A 23107-nucleotide genomic window follows, 5' to 3' on the forward strand; every position below is an offset into this window, starting at 1 on the left:
TTTCAGGAACGGTGCAGGTAGCGGCCGGCGGGAGTCGCGCGGGCTTGGCGGTCGACGGCGCCGTCGCGGGCGATGGTGCGGCCGCGCAGGATCGTGCGGACGGACGCGCCCTTGAAGGTCATGCCTTCATAGGGGGAGTAGTCAGAGAAGGATTCCTGCGTCGCCGGGTCGATGGTGATCTCCCTATCGGGATCGACGACGACGAGGTCGGCATCCATTCCGACGGCGATGCCGCCCTTGTTTGGGATCGAATAGAGCTTCGCGACATTGGCGCTGGTGACGGCGGCGATGCGCTCGATCGGCAATCCGCGCTGGTGCACGCCCTCATGGATCAGCACCGGCAGCAGCGTGCCGATGCCGGGGAAGCCGGCCGACGCCTTCCAGATATCCGGGCCCTTGGTCTCGCGCTTGCGCGGCACATGGTCGGAGCCGACGGTCGAGATCGTGCCGTCGCGCACCCCTTCCCACAGCGCCTCGACATCGGCGGCCGGGCGCAGCGGCGGGTTGACCTTACCGAGGAAGCCTATCGGCGACTGGCTGGTCAGCGCGAGGTAATGGCTGCAGGTCTCGACATGGATCGGGGCGCGTCCGGGCCGCTTCGCCCGGCGCACGATCTCCAGGCTCTCTGCGCTGGACATGTGCACGATGTTGACCGGGCATTCGGCTTTCTCGCCGAAATAGATGACGCGGAAGACGTTCTCGGCTTCGAGGAAGCCGGGGCTCTGCTCGTCCCAGACAGGCAAATCGTTACGGCCTGCTTCCTTCAGCGGCTCGCGGAAGACGGGGATGACCTCGACATTCTCGCAGTGAACGCCGACGACGCCGCCCTTGATGCGCGCGCCCTGCAACAACGCCCGGTAGAGGAGGCCGTCATCGATCTCGGTGAAACCCTTCGCGGCGCCGGAAGCGCCCTTGTACATCAGATAGACCTTGATCGAGGTCACGCCGAAGCGCTCGGCGCATTCCGGCAGCGTGTCGATATGCAGCTTGCTGGTGACGCCGAAATGGAAGCCGAAATCGATCAGCGACTGGCTCTCGCCGCGCTCCTTCCATGGCCCGGTCGACTGGCGCAGATCGTTGGAGCGATGGAAGGTCATCATGCCGGTGACGCCGCCGATGGCGGCCGAGCGTGACTCCGTCTCGAAATCCGTCTCGTTCGAGCCGAAGCCGATATGGGTATGCGGGTCGATCAGCCCCGGCATCACCCATTTGCCGCGGCAGTCGACGACTTCCTTCGCCTGCACTTTTTCGCTGGTCGCCAGCAGCGCGGCGATGCGCCCGTCCTTGACTGCGACCGAGCCGGTACGCACACCCATATTCGGGAAGACGATCTCGCCCCCCTCCAGCAGCAGATCGAAACTCATGGATGCTCCGTGACCAGGGTCGGCGCAGGATGCCGGGTGAAGAAGGCGAGGACTTCCGCCATGACACCGCCATGGCGCAGGCAGGCGCGCTCGCTACGCGTCGAGACATTGGCCGTGACCGCGAAGCGGATCGGGCCGGCCGTGCCGGTCGCGGTGACGATGGCCGGCGCGGTTCCGTCGATGGCCTCGGCCAAACCCTCGATGTCGAAACTCTCGCTGCCGTCGAGGCCGAGCTGGCGCCAGCCCGTGCCTTCGGCGAAGCGCAGCGGCACCACGCCCATGCCGATCAGGTTGGAACGGTGAATGCGCTCATAGCTCTCGGCGATGACGGCCCGCACCCCGAGCAGGGCGGGGCCCTTGGCCGCCCAGTCGCGGCTGGACCCCATGCCGTAATCCTTCCCGCCGAGCACGATTAGTGGCACGCCGCGCTTGGCGTAAGCCGTTGCGGCCTCGTGCACGGAAACGACCTCGCCTTCAGGCAGGAGGCGCGTCCAGCCGCCCTCGCGGCCGGGCACCATCTGGTTCTTGATGCGCAGATTGGCGAAGGTCGCGCGTGCCATCACCTCGTGATTGCAGCGCCGTCCGACATAGGTGTTGAACGCCTTCGGCTCGATGCCGAGCCCGATCAGATAGCGCCCTGCCGGACTGTCGATCGGAATCTCGCCGCTCGGCGAGATATGGTCGGTGGTCAGCGAGTCGCCGTAGGCGCCGAGTGCGCGGGCACCATGCAACGCTTCCGGCACGCCCTCCCGGGCGCGCTCCCGGGCGAGATCGAGGAAGGGCGGCTCGACCAGATAGCTCGATTGCCGGTCCCAGTCGAAGCGCAGGCCGGTCGGCGCCGCGAGTTCCTTCCAGAGCAGATCGGAGGGCGTGTCACCATAGACCTCGCGGAACAGGCGCGCGTCGCCGGCCCGCGCGGCAAGCGCGGCGATCTCGGCCTCGTCCGGCCAGAGATCGACAAGGCGGATCGGCGTCGGCGCATCCGGTCCGTTGAGCGGCTCGTCTTCGAGGTCGATGTCGATCCGCCCGGCCAGCGCGAAGGCGACGACCAGCGGCGGCGACATGATGTAATTGGCCCGGATCTGCCGGTGGATGCGGCCCTCGAAATTGCGGTTTCCCGAAAGCGCGGCGGCCGCGACCAGCCCGCCCGCGTCGATCGCCTGCGCCATCACCGGCAGCAGCGGCCCGGATTTCCCGCCGCAGGTGGTGCAGCCATAGCCGACCACGCCGAAGCCGAGCGTTTCCAACGAAGCCAGCAGGCCGAGTTCTTCGAGATAACGCGTCACCACACGCGAACCCGGCGCGAGCGAGGTCTTGACCCAGGCCGGCACCGTCAGCCCCGCCGCGATGGCGTTGCGCGCCAGAAGCCCGGCGGCGATCATCACAGCCGGGTTCGAGGTGTTGGTGCAGGCGGTGATGGCGGCGATCGCCAGCGCCCCGTGACGCAGCGTGGCCGGACCGTCGGGCGTCGCAATCGGGACGGCGGTTTCGGGATCGGTGGCAAAACCGCCCTCCGCCAGCGGCTGCGGCAGCCGGCCGACGAAATCCCTGGCGACGGCGGTGAGATCGAGCCGATCCTGCGGGCGGCGCGGGCCGGCCACGCTGCGTCTCACCCCGGCAAGGTCGATCTCGATGACGCGGGAATAAAGCGGATCGGGCAGACCCGGCTCGCGGAACATCGCGTTGGCGCACGCATAGGCTTCGACGAAGGCGGCATGCTCCGGCGATCGCGTCCGCGCGATATAGGCGATGGTCTGCGCGTCGATCGGAAAGAAGCCCGCCGTCGCGCCGTATTCCGGCGCCATATTGGCGAGCGTCGCCCTGGATGGCACCGACAGCGTCGCCGCGCCCGGGCCGAAGTATTCGATCACGGTCGAGACCACGCGCTCGCGCCGTAGCCTCTCGGTGACGGTAAGGACGAGGTCGGTCGTGGTCGCGCCCGGCGGCAGCGTGCCGGTGAGCCGGACGCCGACGAATTCAGGCACCGGAAAGACATAGGGCTGGCCGAGCATCGCGGCCTGCGCCTCGATGCCCCCGACGCCCCAGCCGAGCACTCCGATGCCGTTGACCATCGGCGTGTGGGAATCGCCGCCGATGACGAAATCCGGGCAGGCGACCTCACCGAACGGCGTATCGACGCGCGTCACGACCGAGGCGATATGCTCCAGATTGACCTGGTGGATGATGCCGGTGCCGGGCGGATAGACCCGTACGGAGCGGAAAGCCTGCTGCGCCCATTTCAGGAAGCTGTAGCGCTCGCCGTTGCGCTCGAACTCCCGCGCCATGTTGCGCGCCATCGCGTCAGGCGTGGCCGAAACATCCACCTGCAAAGAATGATCGACGATGACGTCCACGGGAATGCGCGGCTCGACGGTCGTCGGATCGCAGCCCGCCTCGGCCACCGCATCACGCAGCGAGGCGAGATCAAGCAGCACCGGCAACCCGCTGGAATCCGGCAAGATGACTCGCCCGACGCTGAGCGGCACGCCGACGCCGTGGCTCTCGCGCCAATGCAGCATCGCCTCGACGGCATCCGCGCCGATGTTCGGATCGCAGAGCCGCCCGCGTTCGAGGTTCTCGACGAAGACCCGGCAGGCATAGGGCAGATCGGCAAGGCTCACTCCGGCCCGCGCCGCTGCGGCGGCGACGGAGACGTAAGTGCCCGCCACGGCATCGACCGCCAGCGGCTCATCGGTCGTCATGACGTCGGGCATTTCGCCGCTCGCATCGTCCAACAGGCCCGCACCCCGTGAAAGTGAGCCATTTAATGTCAACACTTTTGTAAACGTATCTTATGCAAGACGTTTTTAGCTTCCCCTCGATTTCAAGTCAAACGCTGAATGGCGCCTTCGCCCTCCGCACAACTGATCCTTCGAAGGAGCATTTTCGCAAAACTGTTGACACATTTTCCGCTCGCTCCTAACGTCACCGCGATGGAACTGCAGCTCCTAGCCACAGGTGACAGGCGTACCGAGACGCTCGGCGACGAGGTTTTCGGCCGCATCCTCGATCTGATCTACAGCTGCGAACTCGCCCCCGGAATGGTCGTCAACGAGTCGACGCTCGCGACGCGCTTCGGCGTCAGCCGCGGCCCGGTCCGCGAGGCCATCCGCCGCCTCCAGGGCATCCAGCTCGTCTCGCGCGAGCCCTTTATGCGGGCTCGCGTCGTCTCGCTCTCGCCGCAGGCGATCCTCGAACTGTTCCAGATGCGCGAGGCGCTCGAAGGCTATGCCTGCCGGCTGGCCTCCCAGCAGATGAGCGATGCCGAGATCGATGCGCTGATCGCCGACCTCGAGGCCGCCCATTCCGGGCAGAAGCCGGAGGATATGCGCTTCGACTTCCATGAGCGGATCGTGCGCGGCAGCGGCAACAGCCGCATCATCGATAGCCTCTGCGGCGACCTCTACCACCTGCTGCGCATCTACCGGCGCATCTCCGGCGCCGTGCCCGAGCGCAAGGAGCTCGCCTTCACCGAACACTGGCAGATCCTGCGCGCGATCAAGATGCGCGACCCCACCCTCGCCGAATCCCTGATGCGCTCGCATGTCGGGCGCGCCGGCCGACATGTGCTGGCCCAGGTTCCCGAAGCCTCAACCAACGACGCCGCCGGCGCGGAGAAACGAGCATCATGATCGCCAAACGCGAGATTTCGGCCCCCGCCGCCTTTCGGGCTCTGCTCAATTCCGGCGAGTTCATCGTCTCGCCCGGCGTCTTCGACGGCTACAGCGCCAGGCTGGTCGAGGCCGCCGGCTTCAAGAGCGCCTGCACCAGTGGCGCCGCCATCGCCAACGCCATCCTCGGCGTCGAGGATCTCGGCATGATGGGGCTGAACGAAAACGTCAACCATTGCCGGCATCTGGCGCGCGCGATCTCGATCCCGCTGACCTGCGACGCCGACAATGGCTACGGCAACCCAATGAACGTGCACTACACCGTGCAGATGTTCGAGGAGGCCGGCGTTGCCGGCGTCAACCTGGAGGACCAGGTCAGCCCGAAGCGCTGCGGCCATATGCCGGGCAAGGAAGTCGTCTCGCGCGACGAGATGGTGAAGAAGATCGAGGCCGCCTGCCTCGCCCGCCGCGACGATGATTTTGTCATCATTGCCCGTACGGACGCGCTCGCCGTCGAGGGGCTCGACGCGACGCTGGAGCGCATCCGCGCCTATGTCGCGGCCGGCGCCGACGCGATCTTCCCCGATGCGGTCAAGACCGAGGACCAGATCGCCCGCGTCGTCGAGGCGGCCGGCGGCAAGCCGGTCTCGATCAATATGGGCTTCGGCATCCGCCCGCGCCCGACCACGCCGCTGATCCCGCTGCCTCGCCTCAAGGAACTCGGCGTGCGCCGCATCAGCCTGCCGCGCATGCTGCCCGCCGCCGCGATCAGGGCGATGCGCGAGGCGCTGTCGGTGATGCGCGGTGTCATGGAGACCGGCGTGCCGGCCGACCGCTCGGACCTGCTCGTCGGCATCGACGAGATCTGGAACCTGATGGGCTTCCCGGCCATGCAGGCGCTGGAGAAGCAACTCCTGACGGTCGACAGCTACGCGTCGAAATACGAGGCTGCGGCAGTCCCCGCCTGAGGCCGGCGCGGTGGGCCGCCGTTCACTCAAGGCGAGAGTGAGGCAGAGCCGCCGTTCGGCGCTGTCGTTCCAGACTTCATGACGCCGAATCGGCCGTCACGCAGATCGAAGAGGTCGACGAAGCGGATGCCGGCGAAAGCACTCAGAATCTGCTGCTTTACGAAGCTGGCCCTCTATTCTGCCTGCACCCAGGCGAATGCTCATGCGCGTATGCCGGAAGCGTCCCGCAACGCATCGCCTTCGGTATCCTGGAAGAACAACACGCCCGAGCAGTAGCGATGGGATTGCGTCGGGGCATTCGTCCCCGTTCTAGCTCCGATAGCGTTCGATGACGGACATGTCGGGCTCGAAGCCGATGCCTGGTTTATCGGGAATGCCGATGGCTCCGCCAACCGGCAAGGTCGGATCCAGGCCACACCAGGCTTCCGGGCGGACATAGAGGAATTCGAATACTTCGCAGGTGTCGATAGCGGCGGCGAGCTGCAGGCTCGCCCAATAGCCCGGCCCGAAATAGGGCGAGTGCGGCGCCAGGCGCTTGCCGGCGGCGCGCGCGAGCTGCGCGACTTTGACGAACTCGGTAACGCCGCCGACTTTCGTGACGCTCGGCTGGACGATGTCGAGCGCCGGCACGAGGCGGCCGAACTCGACCGCCGTGCAGGCATTCTCGCCAGCGGCGATGGCGATCCCCTCGGCTGCGATGGCCCGCCAGGGTGTTGGATCTTCAGGAGGAAAGGTCGGCTCCTCCAACCAGTTCACATTGCTCTCCGCAAGCACCGGCAGCATGGCGCGAACCTGCTCCAGCGACCACTGGCAGTTGACGTCCACGGTCAGCCGGGCATCCGACCCCGCCCCCCGGCGGCCGGCCGCGATCGTCGCCGGCAGCACTTCGTGCAGCTTCACTTCGTCATAGCCGAGCGCCGTGGCCTCAGCCGCGAAGTGCGCGACGCGCTCGGCATCGCCGTAGCGGACAAGGCTCGCATAGGCGCGGATCCTGTCGCGGCGGGGCGGCCCGATCAGGCGCGATAGCGCCAGACCGGCGCGCTTGCCCGCGATATCCCACAGCGCGATGTCCAGCCCCGAGATCGCGAACATGGTGATGCCATAGCGGCCGAACAGGGCCAGGGCCTGCTGAGCCGCCAGGTTGACGGTCTGCGGATCCTGCGAATTCCGCCCGATCACCGCCGGCGCAACCAGGTCGCGAACCGCGACGGCGGTGGCGTTCTGGCACATATAGCCGAAGGCTTCGCCCCAGCCGACCAGGCCCGAGCCGGTTTCGACCCGGACCAGGACGATGTCGAGATTGCTCCACCGGGTCGGCGTGATGCCCTGCCCCTTGCCGCCGTCGTCGAACGGAATGCGCAGGACAATCGGTTCCACCTTGGTGATCGGATCGGACATGGCCTTCTCATCGGGTCAGGAGCCGGCCCGACGCGGCCGGCCCGGCGAAACAGGGCTCGGATCGCCGACGGCCTGCCGGACATGGCAGACCGGGCACGGCAGGCTGATCAGGCTCGCTTGCCGATTTCCTCATCCCATCTGCGGAAGGCCATGACCATCTGATTGGGTTCGAGAGGCAGTTCGAAGGGCGTGTCCGCGATCAGCTTCGCATATTCGGGGCGGCCGAATTCCGCGATCGCCGCCTGGCTCTCGGGCGGGGCCATCGAGAGCGGGACGTCCTTCACCGCAGGGCCGGGATAGAGGTAGCCCTCGTCATAGGTGAAGGCCTGCGCCGGCTTGGTCAGCATGAACGCCATCAGGTCGAGCAGGACGGCGATCTTGTCGTTGGGCAGCCCCTTCGGGATCGCCATGTACTGGCCGTCGATGACCCAGCGGAAATTCTTCAAGGTTGAGATCCGCGCCTCTTTCGGGACGACGCCGAGGACACGCGGATTGATGTCCCAGCCCGTCGTGGTGGCGATGATGTGGCGGGTGCCGTCGCCGAGCTCCTTCATCACCGCGGAGGTGCCGGTCGGGTAGTATTCGATATAGCGGCCGAGCTCCTTCAGATAGGCCCAGGTCTTGTCCCAGCCCTTCATGGGATCCTTCGGGTCGCTGTCGCCAAGGATGTAAGGCAATCCCATGATGAAGGTGCGGCCCGGGCCGGAATTGGCCGGCCGGGCATACATGAACTTGTTGGGATGGGCCTTGGCCCAGGCCAGCAGCTCTTCGAGCGAGCCGGGCGGGTTGGGCACGTGGTTCGGCAGGTATTCGAGCAAAGGCCCTGAGGGATAATAGGCGACGACCACACCCTGGCCGCGAGCCAGGCCCTGCATCATGGCCGCGCCCTTTTCATAGATCTCGTCGAGATTCGGCAGAGCGGGCTTGTGAGCCGCGAGCAGATCGACCCACAAATTCTGCTCGATCCCCGCCGCCAGCGCATCAGTGCCGGTCAGCACGAGGTCGATGTCGACGCGACCGGCAACTTGCTGCGCCTTGATCTTGCCGGGCAGTTCCGGGGCCGGCGCCTTGGTGAAGGTCATCCGCGACACCAGGCCAGGCTTCGCCTGGCGATAGGCCTCGAATGCCTTCTGGGTCAGCGCGAGATTGCCGGCCACGTCGACGATATTGAGATTGACCGGGGCCTTCGGCAAGGCGAGTTGCGCCTGCGCAAGGCTCGGCGCCAAGGCGGCAAGCCCTGCCGCCCCGCCCAGGAACTGGCGCCGAGATGGGTCCGTCATCGTCATCCTGTCATCCTCCCAATGGTTGCCGCCGGAGCGGCACTGTTGCGTGGCGTCTTGTGGCGCCATCGTTTCTTGCGCGGCATTCCGAGCCGATGCGGCTGGTTGCCGGCTCACCAGTCCTCGATCCGCGCGGCGTCGCCGACGAAGCTCCCCTCGGCCATCGTGCCGCCGATGACGCGGCTGGCGAGCCGGCCGGGATCTTCCGGCGGCACGGCCGCCATGACGGCCTCCGCATAGTCGTCGGCACTGTCCTGCGGCCGGTACCCCAGGCGCCATGCCGCGGCATTGTCGAAGAAGCTGCGGGAATTGTCGGACACGCCGTAGACGACCGCGAAGCGCAGGGTCTCGTGCTCCAGGCCGATCCGGATCAACTGCACGAGATCGCGCGGGCTCGTCCAAATGGCCAGGCGGCGGCGATCGACCGGCCGTTCGCCCATGAAGCCGACCCGGATGGCCAGGACCCGCAGCCCGAACTGGTCGGCAAAAAAGGCCCCCGCCTGCTCACCGAAAGCCTTGGTCAACCCGTAGCGGCTGTCCGGACGCAACAGGACATCGGAGCCGACCCGCCTGTGGCGCGGATAATGGCCGACGACGTGATGCGAACTGGTGAAGACCACCCGCTCGATACCAGCGGCCCGCGCAGCGTCGAAAACGTTCCAGGCGCCCTGAACGTTGCCGGCGATCTGTTCCTCGATCCCGGCCTCGGTGGTGCAGCCGGCCAGATGGACCACGGCCGATGCGCCGCGCAGGGCATCGGCCAGCGCAGTTTTGTCCGCGATGTCTCCGAGGATAGCTTCCTCATTCTCCCCGAGATCCGTGATGGCATTGCGATCGAACAGGCGCAGACGATGGCTGCCGCGCAGCAAGGGGCGGATCGCACGGCCGACGACGCCACCGGCCCCGGTCATCACGATGGTCTTTGTCACGGATTGGTCTCCCGGTCTGTGGCCGGCCCTGCGCCTCTCCGTCCGGGGCCAAGCTCGACCCAGGCACTGAAACGCGCACCGGCTCCGAGCAGGCGCGTGCCGGTACCCGCGACGCCAGCCGCGTCCAGGTTGAAGCCGTTCGCGACATGGGAGACCGGCTCGACGCAGAGATAGGCATCGTCGTCCGGGCGATGCAGAACGAGATGGGAAAGCGCGGGGTCTGCCGCGACATGGACACAGTGCCCATCGGCATGGCTGATTTCCAGCCCGGTCCAGTCCGAGAGATAGCTGGTCCGGCCATCGACGGCGTCGGCTGGCACCACCTCGCCGGTCGCGACATAATCCTCGTCATACAGCCAGCGCCGCCGGGCGTCGTGACGAACCTCCGCGTCCTCCGACCAGGCCAGATAGGGGTGCCAACCCAGCCCAACGGGGAAGGGCTCGGCGCCACGGTTCTCGATGCTCAGGCTGACGCGCAGGGATTGCGGCGTGAGCTCGAAGGATTGCCGGGCGAAATAGGGCCAGGGCCAGTCGCCATCCGGCTCGGCGGAAAGCGTCAGTTCCGCCCTCGCCCGATCGCAGGCTTCGACCTTCCACGGGCGCAGATGCGCCGGTCCATGGAGGCTGTGCGGGTCGGCGTCCGGGTGCGGCGCGACGGACCACGCGCGCCCGGCATGGCGCAGGCAGCCATCGGCGATGCGGTTGGAATAGGGAATGAGCGGATAGGCACCGCCCTTCGGCCAGCGCCGGGGTTCGGCCGGCCAGTCGCGCAGGGGCACGACGAGATCGCGCGCGGGAGTGCTGGACAGGTCGCGAAACGTGGCGAGGCGTCCGCCCGCGGCAGGCGAGAGGGTCGCCTCGAGCGCGCCGGCCCGCAACACCAGCCTGTCGTCCTCACGGACGGACAATGCTGGCTCCGTGCCCTCACGCGGTATCGCAGGAAGCTCCATGGTTTCAGCCATCCCGCCGATCTCTTTGGCTAGGCTTGCGGACCGAGGTGATAACCGCGGCCGGCATAGTCGAATTCGACGAGTTCGCTGATCGGCAGGCTGGCATCTGCGGCAGAGGCGTAATAGGCCCGGATTTCCCGGATCAAGCCGCTCTCTTCGTCGAAGACATACCATTCATCGCCGCGCAGCGCGGTCTTGGCCCTGGGCTTCCAATGCGTCCATTCGATCACCGCCTCCGGCGCGGTCGGCGAGCACAGGATCTTTTCGATCGTCCAGCGCGAGCCGAGGTTCTCGACGCACCAGACCCATTTGCGGGCGATCACATCGGCGGTCCGCCAGGGAATTTCGGGCAGGCCAGGCGGAAAATAATGGACAGCGTCGGGCGTGAAGCATGAGACGAGCATGGCGTAGTCGCCGGCATTGCAGGCTTCGAAATAGCGCCGGATCGCCTTTTCCATGAAGGCGGGGGTGATCTCAACCATGGCTGGCCTCCGCACGAATGCGCGTGATGTCCTCTTCGCGGGAGCCGGCTTTCTGCCAGGCCTCGAAATCGGCGCGGGTCTGCGGCGTCGGCGGATAGACGCCATAGAGCCCCTCGCCGGAGGCGATGCGCCTGACCAGATAGCCTTCCAGGACGTCGCGCTTCTCGCCGGCATCGGCGATCTCGGCGGCCAGACGGCGCGGCACCACCGTGACGCCGTCACCGTCGCCGACCAGGATGTCGCCGGGATAGACGGCGACGCCGGCGCAGGAGACCGGCACGTTGAGATCGGCTGCATGATGGGTCGAGAGCCGGGTCGAGGCGACGACCTCGCGGGCATAGGCAGGGAACGCCATCGCAGCGATCTCCTGGCCGTCGCGGAAGGCGCCGTCGGTGACGACGCCGGCCACGCCCTTCACCATCATCCGCGTCAAAAGGACGTTTCCGGCCGAGGCGGAGGAAATGTCGCCGCGGCTGTCGATGACGAGAACCTGGCCCGGGCCGATCTGCTCGACCGCCTCCCACTGGAGATTATCGGGGTTCGGATAGGGGGTCAGGGTCGCGTAAGTGTCGATATCCTCGCGAGCCGGAATGAAGCGCATCGTGAAGGCCTCGCCGGCGAATTTGGCGGCCTTCGGGTTCAGCGCCTTCAGCCCGACCAGGAAGCACTGGCGCAAGCCGCGGCGGAACAGTTCGGTGGTGAGCGACCCGCTGCTGATCGTCTTCAGCCGGTCGATCACCTCCTGCGGGACGGCGACGGGATGTTGCGTGGATAAGCTCATGAAGCGCTGTCCGGCCTGCGAAGGAGTTCCGTTCTCAAGTCGGCGATGCGGTCGTCCGCACACCGGCCTTGACCTTTCTGACCTACATATTGATCCTCGGAAAGCTTGGAGATCGGCGCTGCGCGTCCACAGTCTCACAATATGGGATCGCTCGATGGCAGAACCGCAAGCGGACGCGTTCCGATGGATGCCGGACGATCGCCGCGAGCAGCCGGCCGTTCCCGGCACGGCCCTGATCGGCAAGGCCTTTCGGCTGATCGACCTGATTGCGGCCGCCCCCGGCCTGATCTCGGCGGCCGAACTTGCGGCGGCGACGGGTTGGCCAAAGGCGACGCTTTACCGGATCCTCGCCTCAGTCACGGCGCACGGCTTCGTTCGCCTCGACCCGCAGTCCCAGGGCTATACGCTCGGCTATCGCCTGCTCGAGCTGGCCCAGAATGTCTGGGTCGCGCCCGACCTCGCCGCGGTCGCCAGCGTCGAGCTGCAGCGCCTGCGCGACATGACCGGGGAGACCGCCTATCTCGCCGTGCCCGATGACGGCATGGTTCTGGCGCTCGGCAAGTTCGAAAGCCCGCACGACATCCGCTCGGCCGCGCGCCTCGGCGTGCGCAAGCCTCTGCACTGCACCAGCCAGGGAAAGGCGATCCTGGCCTTCCTGCCGGAAGCGGAGGCCGAGGCCATGCTCGGCCATGGGCCCCTGGAGCGCTTCACGCCGCAGACGATCACCGATCGCGGCACGCTGATGACGCAGCTGCGCATCATCCGGGCTCGCGGCTATGCCGTCGAGGACCAGGAAATTCTGCCGGGCAATCGTTGCGTCGGGGCGCCGGTGCTCGATTCTACTGGCCAGCCGATCGCCGCCATCAGCGTTGCCGGGCCGGTCTATCGGCTGACGAGCGAAAGAGTGGCGCAGCTCGGCCCGGAGATCGCGAATGTCGCCCGCAATATCTGCCTGGGGCTCAGGGGCGCGCCGACGCGGCAACCGCAGGCAGGCATGCCCTGGCAGCCGCACGCCCCGCACGGCAAGCCCGTCTTCTACGGTGCCCATCCGGTCTGGGACCCGGAGCGCTCATCCCTTGTCTGGGCCGATCGGCTCGGACCCACCCTCTACATGACGGCGGGATCTCGGACGGCGGCAATCCGGCCGGAGCCCGGCGCACCGATCGACGGTCTCGCCGTCACGGCCGAAGGCGACATCGTTCTGCTGCTCGGCGGGCGCATGCTCAGGATCGACAAGAGGGAATGCGTGCTGGATCGCACCGTTCCCGAGCTTGCCGGCGCCACCGCCATGGCAACCGATCTCAACGGGCAGCCATGGGTCGCCGTGCACCAGGGCGACGAAACCCGGATCGGCAAACTCGGCGCTGATGGAACGCTCGAAATATGGGCCCTGCGCAAGCGGATCGGCGCGATCGCCTGGTCGCAGGCGAGCGGCAGGCTTTTCGCCTCTGACCCCCAGAGTGGCACGATCTATCTCCTTGAGCGCGGTGGCGCGGCGCCCCGGCTTTTCACGCGCATACCGCGTGTCTCGGGCGAACCGCGCAGCCTTGCAGTGGACGCGGATGATCGACTTTGGGTTGGTCTCTATGACGGCTGGAGCATCGCGCGGCTGACGACCGAAGGCGAGATTGAGCGGCTGCTGCCGCTGCCAGTGCCGCGTCCGACCGGCCTTGCCTTTGGCGGTGAGGGCAAGGACCGGGTCTACGTCACCACTGCGCGGATCGACCTTGCACGCGAGGTCTTGGAAAAAGCGCCGTTGTCCGGTCATTTGCTGGTTGCGCTAACGACTGCCGGCTGATCTGCCGGCGCGGGGAGGCTAATGCGCCTTCAGCAATTCGCGCTCAGCACGGTTGAGAAACGCATGAACAGGCCCGTCCGGATCATGGGTAAGGAGCGATTCCGGCCTGAACAGCAAACCGCCTACCGGCAGCGTTTCATGCTCGAGTGCCAGCACTTCCCTCGCAGGGCCCTGCGCGATTTCGCGTAAACAGTCTGGAACTTGGCCGGAAAGGACGACCCGGCGGTGGTAGCAGCCGACGACGAACGACTCGGCGCGGTTCGGCAGCAGCCATGAAGGGCCAGCCGATAGCAGCGCCAAAACGCGCTCGCCATGGCGCGGTGTGTCCGCCGGCGGGGCCTTCGCGCCGAACAATTGAGCGAGCGCCACCATGCCGTGCCCCAGCGCCAGCACCGGACGCTGAACCGCGAGAAGGTTGGCGAGGACCTCGCGCGCGGTGTCTAGCCCGATATCCGACAGATCCGGGGAGACGATATAGGCTCCCTCTCTCCACAGGGCCCGCGAGCCTCCTGTCAGGGGCTGCAGGGCGACATCGGCCCCGGCCGATTTCAGAAGCGCTGTCAGGGTCTGCGCGAATGGCACGCCGCCCAGGATCGTGACCGGTATCCGGGCGCTTTCGGCCGGGCGCGCGGGGCTTCGCGGCGACGGCGCGGCCTCGAGCTCAGCAGGTTGCGCCGATGCAAGGTCGAGCGTGCGCAGGAGCGCGCCGGCTTTCGTCACGGTTTCGCGTTCCTCGTCGATCGGGTCGGAGGAATGCAGGATCGTCGCGCCGACCGTGATTTCCGCCGTTCCGCCGGCAAGCCGCATCGAGCGCAGCACGATGCCGGTATCCATTCGGCCATCGAAGCCGAGCCGCCCGATGGCGCCGCCATACCAGCGCCGCGGGGCTGCCTCGTTGGCATCGATGAAGGCGATCGCCTCGCGGCGGGGCGCGCCGGTCAGCGTCACCGCCCAGACATGCGCGCGAAAGGCGTCGATCGCATCGCGGTCTGGACGCAGTATCCCCTCGACATGGTCGACCGTATGCAACAGATGCGAGTAGGTCTCGATCTGGCGGCGGCCCAGAAGGCGGATCGAGCCGGGCTCGCACAGGCCGGCCTTGTCGTCGCGGTCGATGTCCGTACACATCGTGAGCTCGGCCGCCGACTTGGAAGAATTCAGGAGCTCCAGAGCCCGCTCGGCATCCGCGATGGCATCCTCTCCGCGCCGGACCGTCCCCGAAATCGGGCAGCTTTCGACACGCCGGCCTTCGACGCGCACGAACATTTCCGGCGAGGCACCCACCAGCGCTTCGCTCCCGAGATTGGCCAGGAACTCATAAGGGCTCGGATTGATGCGATCGAGCAGGCGAAAGAGGGCATCGGGCCCTGCCGGAAGCTCGCGCCTGAAGGTTTGCGCCAGGACCACTTCGAACAATTCGCCGGAGCGGCAGGCTTCGACCGCCCTGCCCACCATATCGGAATAAGGCTGTTCTTGTGCCGCAGGTGCCGCCGTCCGGCTCCCCAGAGCGGATGGATTTCCCGTACGCGCGAGACCTCGTGTCGATTGCGAGCCCAGAGCGAAGTCATAGGTGACGATCTTGGCCTGGCCGGTTTCTGGATGATCGGCGACGACGATCCGATCCGGCAGATAGAGGACCATGTCGTCGTGGTCGGTCTGCGGCCGGGCGTGCCGCTCCAGCCCCAGCGTATGGAATGCCAGATCGAAGCCGAACGGGCCAAAAAGGCCGAGATGCGGGTCGTCCGAGCGGAACGCCGCGACAAGGCTTCGCAGGGTTTCGAAAAGGGTCTCGCCCGTTGCGAGGCGCCCTTCGACGACATCCGAACCCGTCTCCAGATCGGCGATGCCGCCCTGCGCGAAAGCGGCGGCGATGGCCGGCAGGATAATGCTGCCGCGCTCGTTCAGCGCCCGGCAGATCAGGCGATCCGCGCGCAGCGAGAGCCGGAGCGGCGGGTCGACAAACCCGAGCCAATGCGGGCGGTAGCGGCCGGGAAACGCGAAATTGCAACGCAGCAGCAGACCCTGCCGCGTCCCGAGGCCGTCGATCAGCGCATCGAGCCCTTCCGGCGCATCGATCGCTTCCACGCTCCGCGTCACGGCGAGTCCGGATGGCGTTATGAAGCTGTGCGTCACGTGGGTGATGTCCGGTTGTAGTCGAGGTGCCGCTCAAGGCGGGCGGCCACTCTCGAAAGGCCAAAGCAGATTGCAAAGAAGAACAGGCCGGCGAAGAGATAGGCTTCGGCCGAATAGCCGTTCCATTTCGGGTCGGCGACCGTGAGCTGCACGACGCCGAGCAGGTCGAAGACGCCGACAACGAGGACCAGGGTCGAATCCTTCAGCATCTGGATGAAGGTGCTGACGATGTTTGGCAGAGCGGCACGCAGCGCCTGCGGCAGCACGACGAGGCTGAGGCAGCGCCAATAGCCCAGCCCGAGGGACCGGGCCGCTTCGGCCTGCCCGGCCGGGATGGTGCGTAGCGCCCCCCGGATGACCTCGGCCATATAGGCCGCGGCGTAGAGACACAGGCCGACCACCACCCGCGTGAACAGGCCGATGCCTTCGCCACCCGGCACGAAGAGCGGCAGCAGCACCACGGCCGTGAACAGGATGGCCAGGAGCGGCACGCCGCGGATGACTTCGACCGTCATGTTGGCGAGCCCGCGCCAGAGCGGGCTGTCGGCCTGCCGGCCGAGCGCCAGCACGATCCCGGCCGGTAGCGACACGACCATCGCGGTGATCGACAGCAGCGCCGTGACGAAGAGACCGCCCCACTGGTCGGCTTCGACCGGAGCCAGACCGAACACGCCGCCGGCCGCCAGCAGGAGGGCCGCCGTGATTCCGATCGCGGCTCCCGCAAAGGTCACGGCCATTCTCCGGCGCATGCCGGGAAGCAGCGGCAGCGCGAGCCAGCCGAACAGCAGCAGGAAGCCAATATTCAACCGCCACCGGGAGGGGGCCGGATAAAAGCCATAGATAAATTGCGGCAACCGCTCGCGGATGAAAAGCCAGCAGGCGCCGCGCCCGTCGCAGCTCGCCGCTTCGCCCCAGGGGAAGGCGGCGTCAAGCACGGCCCAGCGAAACAGCCGCGGGCCGAGGAGAGTGCCGAGCGCCAGGAGTGCCGCGAGCAGGAGGACGCTTCCCACGCGCCATCGCCGCTGCGTGGCTGACCGAGCTGGCCGATCGGCGGTAGTCACGGATGGGCAAGCCGGGGTCTCGGTCATGCGCGCCAGCTCCTGGCTTCGCTGCGATGAATCAGACCGGAAATGCTGAGGCTGATCGCGAGATAGACCGCCATCGTGATGCTGATCACCTCGACGGCCTGTCCGGTCTGGTTGAGCGTGGTCTTGCCGAACACCTGCATCAGATCGGGAAAGCCGACGGCCGCAGCCAGCGATGAGGCCTTCACGACGTTGACGAACTGGTTCCCGAGCACCGGCAGGGCGGCGCGGATCGCTTGCGGCAGAACGATCAGCCGCAACGTGGCGAAGCGGCCGAGACCGAGCGATTGGGCCGCTTCCCACTGGCCACCCGGCACCGAAACGAAGCCGCTCCGAAAGGCCTCTCCGATGAAGGCGGCGGCATAGATTGCAAGCGCCGTGACCAGCGCGGCGAATTCGGGGGGCAGGGTGAGGCCGCCGGTTACGTTGAATCCGCGTTGAACCGGCAGGTCCCAATCGGCGGAAGCTGCAGCCGCGAGAAGGAGGAGCACGCCTGCGATTGCGAAGGCTGTCCTGACCGCAGATCGCTGGAAAAGGCCGATCGGCCAGGGCATACGACGCGCCATGGCAGCGATCAGGATCGATATTGCTCCGACGACCAGACACGCCACGCCGAGGGAATTCAATCCCGGTGCCGCAACCACGATCCCGCGATTGTTGAGCAGCGCGAAGCTGCCGAGATGAAGCGACTGCCTGACGGGCGGCAGCGCGCCGAACACCATGAAATACCAGACGAACAGCTGCAGCAGCAGCGGCGTGTTGCGGACGAGCTCGGTCGCCGCGGTCGCCAGCGTGCGCAAAGGCGGATCCTCGGATAGGCGAGCGATCGCGAGGCCGAGCCCGAGGCACGTCGCCAGCCCGATCGCCACGGCCGAAACGACGAGCGTGTTCAGCAGGCCGACGATGAAAGCGCGGGCATAGCTCTTCGTCGCATCGTACGGAATCAGGCCGAAACTGATGTCAAAGCCGGCCGTATCCCAGAGAAAACCAAAGCCCGCGTGGATGCCGCGGGCCCGAAGCGTGAAAATCGCCATGACGGCGAGCGCCGCGACGATGCAGGCCGTCGCGACATAAACGCCATACTCGATCCCATGGCGACGCATGAAGCTCTTGCCTGCGTCTCGGGAAGCCGCCGCCATGGGATTCATTCACCGCGCGTCGCGAGGCGTCACTGGAAGGACGGCGCGAACAGCAGCCCGCCATCGCGCCAGAGGCGGTTCAGGCTGTTTTCGCGCGGGATGACGATCGCGCCCTTCGGCCCCAGGTTGCGCTCGTACATCTCGCCGTAATTGCCGACGGCCTTGATGACGCGCCCGGCCCAGTCCTTGTCGAGGCCGATCAGCTTGCCGAGATCGCCGTCAGTGCCCAGCAGCCGGCGGATCTCCGGGTCGGTCGCATTGGCCGCGAGATCGTCCACCTTCGCCGTGGTCACGCCCAGCTCTTCGCCCGCGATCAGTGCATTCAGCGTCCAGCGTACGAGATTCGCCCATTGGTCATCGCCCTGGCGCACCACGGGGCCGTTGGCCGCCTTCGAGATCGTCTCGGGCAGGATGACATGGGCACTCGGGTCTTTCAGCTTGGCGAGACGGGCCGAAAGCGTCGACTTGTCGGTTGTGAAGGCGTCGCAGCGTTCCGCCTCATAGGCGGCGACGACCTGGTCGGCCTGCTCGAACACCACCGGCTTGTACTTCATGTTGTGCTGCCGAAAGTAGTCGGCGAGGTTGCGCTCGGTCGTCGTCCCGGTCTGGGTGCAGATCGTCGCCCCTTCCAGCTCGCGGGCGCTCTTGATCCCTGCCGACTTGCGGACGAGGAAGCCCTGGCCGTCGAAGAAGGTGACGCCGGGGAACGACAGGCCGAGCCCGGCCTCTCGCGACATGATCCAGGTCACGGAGCGAGACAGGATATCGACCTGGCCCGACTGAAGCTGGGCAAAGCGCGCTGCGGGCGTCGCCGGCAGGTATTTCACTTTTTCCGGATCGCCGAGAACCGCAGTCGCCACGGCCCGGCAGAAATCGACATCGAGGCCACTCCAGCGCCCCGACGCATCGGCGGCGAAGAAGCCGGGAAAGCTCTCGCCGACGCCGCAATTGAGCGTGCCGCGCGCCTTCACGGTGTCCAGCGTGCCCGCGTTCGCAGGGTTCAGCAGCGGGGCGACCAACAGGGCCGCAGCCACGGCAAGCTCACGTAATTTCATTGCATAATTTCCCGGAACAATCACGACCGCGAGCGCGGGTTTAAGCAGCTCAATCTGGTAAGGCAAGCATCGCTCGACGAACGCCGGGCGCTTGCGATGATCAGCCCTTGAGGAAACGTCGACCGGCTCGTTCTCTCGCTAGGAAGCCGCACGAATGCCTACCGCCAACCTTTTCCGGACGTGGATCGTTGGCGGCAGAAGCCGCCTGTATTGAGTTGCACTGAAGAGCGACGAAATCAGCCGTTCGTCGCATCCTCGGCTGGAGCTTCGCGCCATTTTCAGACGCTGGCTCGACGTCAGAAAGCGGACCTTCCGGACAGTGGCGCTTTGGATCCGGTCTCGACAGACACGCTGCCAATTACTGCGGCCTGGGTTGCCTCGATCTGCCCCGAGGCGGGGTCGTAGTGGTTCCATTTTGCTGCACGAAATGTACCGCGAAGCTTGGCGTGCCATGGCGCTCTTGGCGCCTCGGTCGTCGAAGTCGGAGTGGGGTCCTCGGTCGTAGAAGCCGCCACGGTCGGCATTTCGATCGGGCTCTTACGCAGCCGTCCTGGCCGGCTCGCCTTCCTCGCCCGTTACGGTCGCAATTTGCCCACCAGGAACGAGACAAAGCGTCGGACCTTCACCGCTATATGGCGGCTGGCCGGATAGACCGCTTGCAACTGTATCGTGGTGATGTCCCAGTCAGGCAGAAGGCGTATGAGCCTGCCCTGCGCGGCGCCACCGTCGCCGGCCTTGGCATCGGCTGCATGCCGGATTTCCTGGCGCGCGATGGGCTGGCGGACGGGAAATGCGCACCTTGCTCGACGCGCGGATCGATGCTCCCGGCCATTTCAGCCTGATCTGCCCTCCACCCGCAACCTCTCGCCGAAAGTCGAGGTCTTCGTCGATTTTATTGGCGACGCCTGTTTTCAATCCGCTGCGAGACACTTCCCCAAGCAACGGTCGACCCGAGTTGAGCCAGCCCCCCGTTCTTTACGCTGTTCCAGCCGCGTTCGGAGCATCGCCTGGTCGGTATCATGCCCGACCTCGTCGATAGCTTTTTGTCGCTTCTAGCGCTTGGACAAGCGCCGCACATTCGAGCGCACCTTCGTCCTGTATCCGCGAATGACTTGGGTGGAGGGTGTTCCGGTTGCGAGCTTGCCGGCCGCCCGTTGAGCGGCGGAAACCTTCTCTGTCACCATCAACTTTGCCTCGCGACTGGCCGCTCGGCCGCCCTTGGAAAGTCTGATTGTGCGCAGCCAAATCGCTTGCTGCGCTTCGAACGCGAGCATCGACATCTCGAAGAAAATTTTGAACATCTGAGCCGCGCTCCTTGCGACATGTTACTACGCGAGCCGGAGCCTGTTGTTCCACAAGCCGCCACGCGATCATTCCTTCGGACGTTTGTCGAACCTCGCTTGCCAGATCACATCGCGCAAAAGCCGGACATTGGGCCTTACCGGCAAGCGGACGTTTATGGATGAGCCGCCCGAAGCCTGGCTCGGGCGTTCCACTCCGAACTTCTCAACCGAAGCTTGCCATCAGGCTCGCACCAGAGATTTCGAATTTGGTGTTTTCACTTGCCGCAAGCCTCAGAAATCGTTCGAAGATTGGCAGCGCACGCGATGGCTCCTTGAGCAGAGCCGGAAAGCCCGCCTTGTTGCATTCGGTGGCGCGGAACTCGATCGCAGAGATGCCGCCGCTGTCGATGTGGATGCGGCTTACCAAGGACCACGGGTCGATCTGCGAGAAGATGACCTGCTGATCAGGCGTTGCGTTGTCCCAATCCTGTTGGGCGATATGATTGCCAAGACTGTAGAGAATAGGCTTTCCCTGATAGGTTTCGAGACCTGCAGGGCTGTGAGCGTGATTGCCGAGCACCATGTCAGCACCTGCATCGATCAAAGCGTGTCCAAGCGGGCGTTGATACTCCGCCAGCGGGTCGCCGCGCCCATAGCCCCAATGTACGCTGACTATGAGCACGTCGACATGCGGCCGCAGGTTTGCAATCGCATCCCGAAGACGATCGAGATGGCCAGCGGACACCTTGCTGCGCATCCGCATCGGCGCGCCAGGCTCGGTGGCAAGCAGGATAGGATGAATCTCTGGCCACTGCTCGATCGCCAGCGGCGCGATACCGGGCCGTGTTTCGGTCGCAGCATAGTCAGGCGGTAACAAGCAGGACACGGCGAGCGTGCCGATCCTGCAGTCGCCCATCTCCCGGATGTCGGGTTCGAAGGATGCGTCGAGGCTAACTCCTCCGCCGACTGTAGACACTCCGGCCTCATTTAAGTGCCGAATGGTCTCCAGAAATGCGTCCGGTCCAAAATCACAAGTGTGATTGGTCGCGACCGTGAGCAGGCCGAATCCCGCTCGTCCTAAATCACCTGCAACGGCTGGATCGACGAGATAAGCGATCGGCGCATCGCTACGATATCCGCGGCTAGCGAACTGAACTTCGCAAGCCCCCCAAACGAGATCGCTCTCGCGCAGATACGAAAGCGTCTCCTGATAATCGCGATCGATCGCTTCACCATCCGCGTAAATCCTGCTGCGGACGACGATATCCCCCACTGCGCCCAGCACTGCCATTGTTGCTTCACCCTATAATATTTTTTTGATGCACCATATCGATGTCAGAAAATTGCGGGCGTCAACCCCCCTGCCATTCTGCCTGAGACCCTTGTTGAGGGCGCTTGACTCGCCTCGCAGATTCGTGATGTTTTTTTAATGCATTATAAGTCGGGCCTGTCCAGCATATGCTGGCGAAAGGCCGCTGAGGGGAATTTCACATGGCCGAAACATCATTGGTGGGTGTCGCCGCCCGCTCTCGGGATGCGCTGCTGGACGGTGCCTATCGCAGGATCTTCTGGCGCCTGATCCCGCTGATCATGGTTCTTTGGGTGCTTGCCTGGGTCGACCGCGTGAACGTCAGCTTCGCGAAGCTGCAAATGGCGGACGAACTCCGGTTTTCGGAGGCGATCTATGGTCTTGGTGCCGGCATCTTCTACATCGGATACTTGCTGTTTGAGGTCCCGAGCAACTTGCTGCTGCAGAAAATCGGGGCACGAAAGACGATTGCGCGCATCGCCATTGGCTGGGGAGCTGTCTGCATAGCGATGGCATCCGCGACAACGCCCGCGACCTTTTACGTGTTGCGTTTTCTACTCGGCGCTTTCGAGGCCGGCTTCTTCCCAGGAGTGATCTTGTACCTCACTACATGGTTCCCGACGGAACGCAGGGCAAAGGTCTTCGGCATTTTCATGTCTTCGGTCGCCTTGTCGGGCGTGATTGGCGGCCCGCTGGCCGGGCTGATCATGACATCGATGCAGGGCTGGGGCGGGCTTTCTGGTTGGCAATGGTTATTCATTGTCGAGGGTGCACCGACCATCCTTATCGGGCTCGTCGCCCTGCTTTGGCTTACTGACCGACTGGAGCAGGCACATTGGCTGACCAACGACGAGCGCTTCGCGGTTCGAAGCGATCTTGATCGTGACGCGCGAATGCTGGGCCAGCGGGAGCACGCGCTTTCAACGGCGCTGCGCGACCCCCGCCTGTGGATTTTCACGCTTGTCTACTTCTGCGTTATCGTCGCGAACGCCACCGTCGCGTTCTGGGGGCCAACGATCATGCGCGAGGCCGGATTTGCAAATGTGGCCACGATTGGCTGGCTGGTCTCAGGCGCTTCGCTCATCGGCTCAGCAGTCATGATCGGCAATGGGCTGATGGCCGATCGCACCGGGCGTCCGCTTTGGCAGTGCATCGGCTCGCTGGCCGCGGGCGCACTAGGGTTGGCTGGCATTGCCGCCGTTCTTCATTCCTCGCCACAGCTCGTGTTTGTCATGTTCGCGTTGGCTCTCGCGGGCGCTTACGGTGCAATTCCTGTCTTCTGGCAACTGCCGAGCAAGCTCTTCGCGGGGACCGCCGCGGCAGCAGGCATCGCGATCATCAACTCGTTCGGCAACCTCGGCGGCTTTCTTGCCCCCTATGGCCTGGGCCTGCTGAAGGACGCCACCGGCAACATTGCACCTGGCCTCATGGCTGTCTCGATTGTCGAGGCTTTTGCGGCGTTGGTGCTGATCCTGATCGTGCGGCGCTTCTTCGCCGGACGCAGTGCTTGACGTGCTGTCTCAACGAGGCCGACTTTTAGGC

Annotated in this window: 18 protein-coding genes; 4 read left to right on the forward strand and 14 right to left on the reverse strand. The window is 65.6% G+C overall.

Annotated features, from left to right (window positions below; all coding sequences use genetic code 11):
• Positions 1-2 precede the first annotated feature (2 nt).
• Both AB4Z10_RS04760 and acnA read right to left on the reverse strand, forming a co-directional pair.
• The gene (locus tag AB4Z10_RS04760; RefSeq protein WP_441469230.1) at positions 3-1364 is read right to left on the reverse strand and encodes a dihydroorotase; all 1362 of its coding nucleotides are present in this window, start codon (positions 1362-1364) and stop codon (positions 3-5) included.
• Positions 1361-4078, reverse strand: a complete 2718-nt coding sequence (acnA, locus tag AB4Z10_RS04765) for an aconitate hydratase AcnA (protein WP_441469231.1) — start codon at positions 4076-4078, stop codon at positions 1361-1363. The genes AB4Z10_RS04760 and acnA overlap by 4 nt, the downstream gene beginning before the upstream one ends.
• Positions 4079-4261: 183 nt before the next feature.
• On the opposite strand from acnA, the gene AB4Z10_RS04770 reads away from it, so the two are divergent.
• Positions 4262-4996 carry a GntR family transcriptional regulator gene (locus AB4Z10_RS04770; RefSeq protein ID WP_441469232.1) on the forward strand — a complete coding sequence of 245 codons (735 nt, stop codon included), beginning with the start codon at positions 4262-4264 and terminating at the stop codon, positions 4994-4996.
• Positions 4993-5943, forward strand: a complete 951-nt coding sequence (locus AB4Z10_RS04775; RefSeq protein WP_441469233.1) for an isocitrate lyase/PEP mutase family protein — start codon at positions 4993-4995, stop codon at positions 5941-5943. The genes AB4Z10_RS04770 and AB4Z10_RS04775 overlap by 4 nt, the downstream gene beginning before the upstream one ends.
• A 309-nt stretch (positions 5944-6252) precedes the next feature.
• Here the strand turns inward: AB4Z10_RS04775 and AB4Z10_RS04780 are convergent, their stop codons facing one another.
• The 6 genes from AB4Z10_RS04780 to AB4Z10_RS04805 all read right to left on the reverse strand — a co-directional run bounded on the left by AB4Z10_RS04780 (position 6253) and on the right by AB4Z10_RS04805 (position 11763).
• Positions 6253-7341, reverse strand: a complete 1089-nt coding sequence (locus AB4Z10_RS04780) for a mandelate racemase/muconate lactonizing enzyme family protein (protein ID WP_441469234.1) — start codon at positions 7339-7341, stop codon at positions 6253-6255.
• Between the two features lie 107 nt (positions 7342-7448).
• Positions 7449-8621 carry an extracellular solute-binding protein gene (locus tag AB4Z10_RS04785; protein ID WP_441469507.1) on the reverse strand — a complete coding sequence of 391 codons (1173 nt, stop codon included), beginning with the start codon at positions 8619-8621 and terminating at the stop codon, positions 7449-7451.
• A gap of 113 nt (positions 8622-8734) precedes the next feature.
• On the reverse strand, positions 8735-9532 hold the full coding sequence (locus AB4Z10_RS04790) for an NAD-dependent epimerase/dehydratase family protein (protein ID WP_441469508.1): 798 nt from the start codon (positions 9530-9532) through the stop codon (positions 8735-8737).
• Positions 9533-9546: 14 nt separating this feature from the next.
• Positions 9547-10458 (reverse strand): aldose epimerase family protein, encoded by a 912-nt coding sequence (locus AB4Z10_RS04795; protein ID WP_441469235.1) that lies wholly within the window; start codon positions 10456-10458, stop codon positions 9547-9549.
• Between the two features lie 71 nt (positions 10459-10529).
• A complete protein-coding gene (locus AB4Z10_RS04800) occupies positions 10530-10982 on the reverse strand; it encodes a nuclear transport factor 2 family protein (protein WP_441469236.1) in 453 nt (150 codons plus the stop codon).
• Complete coding sequence (locus AB4Z10_RS04805; RefSeq protein ID WP_441469237.1) at positions 10975-11763, reverse strand: ribonuclease activity regulator RraA; 789 nt, start codon at positions 11761-11763, stop codon at positions 10975-10977. Before AB4Z10_RS04805 ends, AB4Z10_RS04800 begins: the two co-directional genes overlap by 8 nt.
• Before the next feature lie 187 nt (positions 11764-11950).
• Between AB4Z10_RS04805 and AB4Z10_RS04810 the strand changes: the two genes are divergently transcribed.
• Positions 11951-13561, forward strand: coding sequence for an IclR family transcriptional regulator domain-containing protein (locus AB4Z10_RS04810; protein ID WP_441469238.1), 1611 nt, complete (start codon positions 11951-11953; stop codon positions 13559-13561).
• An 18-nt stretch (positions 13562-13579) separates the two neighbouring features.
• On the opposite strand, the gene AB4Z10_RS04815 is transcribed toward AB4Z10_RS04810, so the two are convergent.
• The 6 genes from AB4Z10_RS04815 to AB4Z10_RS04840 form a co-directional block, all read right to left on the reverse strand.
• Positions 13580-15658: a chorismate-binding protein gene (locus tag AB4Z10_RS04815; protein WP_441469239.1), complete on the reverse strand. Its 2079-nt coding sequence runs from the start codon at positions 15656-15658 to the stop codon at positions 13580-13582.
• A 32-nt stretch (positions 15659-15690) separates the two neighbouring features.
• Positions 15691-16704: an amino acid ABC transporter permease gene (locus tag AB4Z10_RS04820; RefSeq protein ID WP_441469240.1), complete on the reverse strand. Its 1014-nt coding sequence runs from the start codon at positions 16702-16704 to the stop codon at positions 15691-15693.
• Positions 16705-16778: 74 nt separating this feature from the next.
• The gene (locus AB4Z10_RS04825; protein ID WP_441469241.1) at positions 16779-17882 is read right to left on the reverse strand and encodes an amino acid ABC transporter permease; all 1104 of its coding nucleotides are present in this window, start codon (positions 17880-17882) and stop codon (positions 16779-16781) included.
• Between the two features lie 65 nt (positions 17883-17947).
• Entirely contained in the window at positions 17948-18973 is a 1026-nt protein-coding gene (locus tag AB4Z10_RS04830) for an amino acid ABC transporter substrate-binding protein (RefSeq protein WP_441469242.1), read from the reverse strand.
• Between the two features lie 1052 nt (positions 18974-20025).
• Positions 20026-20274: a hypothetical protein gene (locus tag AB4Z10_RS04835; RefSeq protein WP_441469243.1), complete on the reverse strand. Its 249-nt coding sequence runs from the start codon at positions 20272-20274 to the stop codon at positions 20026-20028.
• Between the two features lie 205 nt (positions 20275-20479).
• Positions 20480-21547 carry a CapA family protein gene (locus tag AB4Z10_RS04840; protein WP_441469244.1) on the reverse strand — a complete coding sequence of 356 codons (1068 nt, stop codon included), beginning with the start codon at positions 21545-21547 and terminating at the stop codon, positions 20480-20482.
• Positions 21548-21747: 200 nt separating this feature from the next.
• Here AB4Z10_RS04840 and AB4Z10_RS04845 point away from each other — a divergent pair, with 200 nt between their 5' ends.
• Positions 21748-23076, forward strand: a complete 1329-nt coding sequence (locus AB4Z10_RS04845; RefSeq protein WP_441469245.1) for an MFS transporter — start codon at positions 21748-21750, stop codon at positions 23074-23076.
• The last annotated feature ends 31 nt before the right edge of the window (positions 23077-23107 follow it).

This window comes from Allobosea sp. RAF48 (genome assembly GCF_052114025.1).
Taxonomy (GTDB): domain Bacteria; phylum Pseudomonadota; class Alphaproteobacteria; order Rhizobiales; family Beijerinckiaceae; genus Allobosea.

What these genes read in the sequence shown, in the direction of transcription:
- AB4Z10_RS04760 (WP_441469230.1), bottom strand. Translation starts at nt 1,364, where the DNA reads ATGAGTTTCGATCTGCTGCTGGAGGGGGGCGAGATCGTCTTCCCGAAT.
- acnA (WP_441469231.1), bottom strand. Translation starts at nt 4,078, where the DNA reads ATGCCCGACGTCATGACGACCGATGAGCCGCTGGCGGTCGATGCCGTG.
- AB4Z10_RS04775 (WP_441469233.1), top strand. Translation starts at nt 4,993, where the DNA reads ATGATCGCCAAACGCGAGATTTCGGCCCCCGCCGCCTTTCGGGCTCTG.
- AB4Z10_RS04780 (WP_441469234.1), bottom strand. Translation starts at nt 7,341, where the DNA reads ATGTCCGATCCGATCACCAAGGTGGAACCGATTGTCCTGCGCATTCCG.
- AB4Z10_RS04785 (WP_441469507.1), bottom strand. Translation starts at nt 8,621, where the DNA reads ATGACGGACCCATCTCGGCGCCAGTTCCTGGGCGGGGCGGCAGGGCTT.
- AB4Z10_RS04790 (WP_441469508.1), bottom strand. Translation starts at nt 9,532, where the DNA reads ATGACCGGGGCCGGTGGCGTCGTCGGCCGTGCGATCCGCCCCTTGCTG.
- AB4Z10_RS04800 (WP_441469236.1), bottom strand. Translation starts at nt 10,982, where the DNA reads ATGGTTGAGATCACCCCCGCCTTCATGGAAAAGGCGATCCGGCGCTAT.
- AB4Z10_RS04805 (WP_441469237.1), bottom strand. Translation starts at nt 11,763, where the DNA reads ATGAGCTTATCCACGCAACATCCCGTCGCCGTCCCGCAGGAGGTGATC.
- AB4Z10_RS04810 (WP_441469238.1), top strand. Translation starts at nt 11,951, where the DNA reads ATGCCGGACGATCGCCGCGAGCAGCCGGCCGTTCCCGGCACGGCCCTG.
- AB4Z10_RS04825 (WP_441469241.1), bottom strand. Translation starts at nt 17,882, where the DNA reads ATGCGTCGCCATGGGATCGAGTATGGCGTTTATGTCGCGACGGCCTGC.
- AB4Z10_RS04830 (WP_441469242.1), bottom strand. Translation starts at nt 18,973, where the DNA reads ATGAAATTACGTGAGCTTGCCGTGGCTGCGGCCCTGTTGGTCGCCCCG.
- AB4Z10_RS04835 (WP_441469243.1), bottom strand. Translation starts at nt 20,274, where the DNA reads ATGTTCAAAATTTTCTTCGAGATGTCGATGCTCGCGTTCGAAGCGCAG.
- AB4Z10_RS04840 (WP_441469244.1), bottom strand. Translation starts at nt 21,547, where the DNA reads ATGGCAGTGCTGGGCGCAGTGGGGGATATCGTCGTCCGCAGCAGGATT.
- AB4Z10_RS04845 (WP_441469245.1), top strand. Translation starts at nt 21,748, where the DNA reads ATGGCCGAAACATCATTGGTGGGTGTCGCCGCCCGCTCTCGGGATGCG.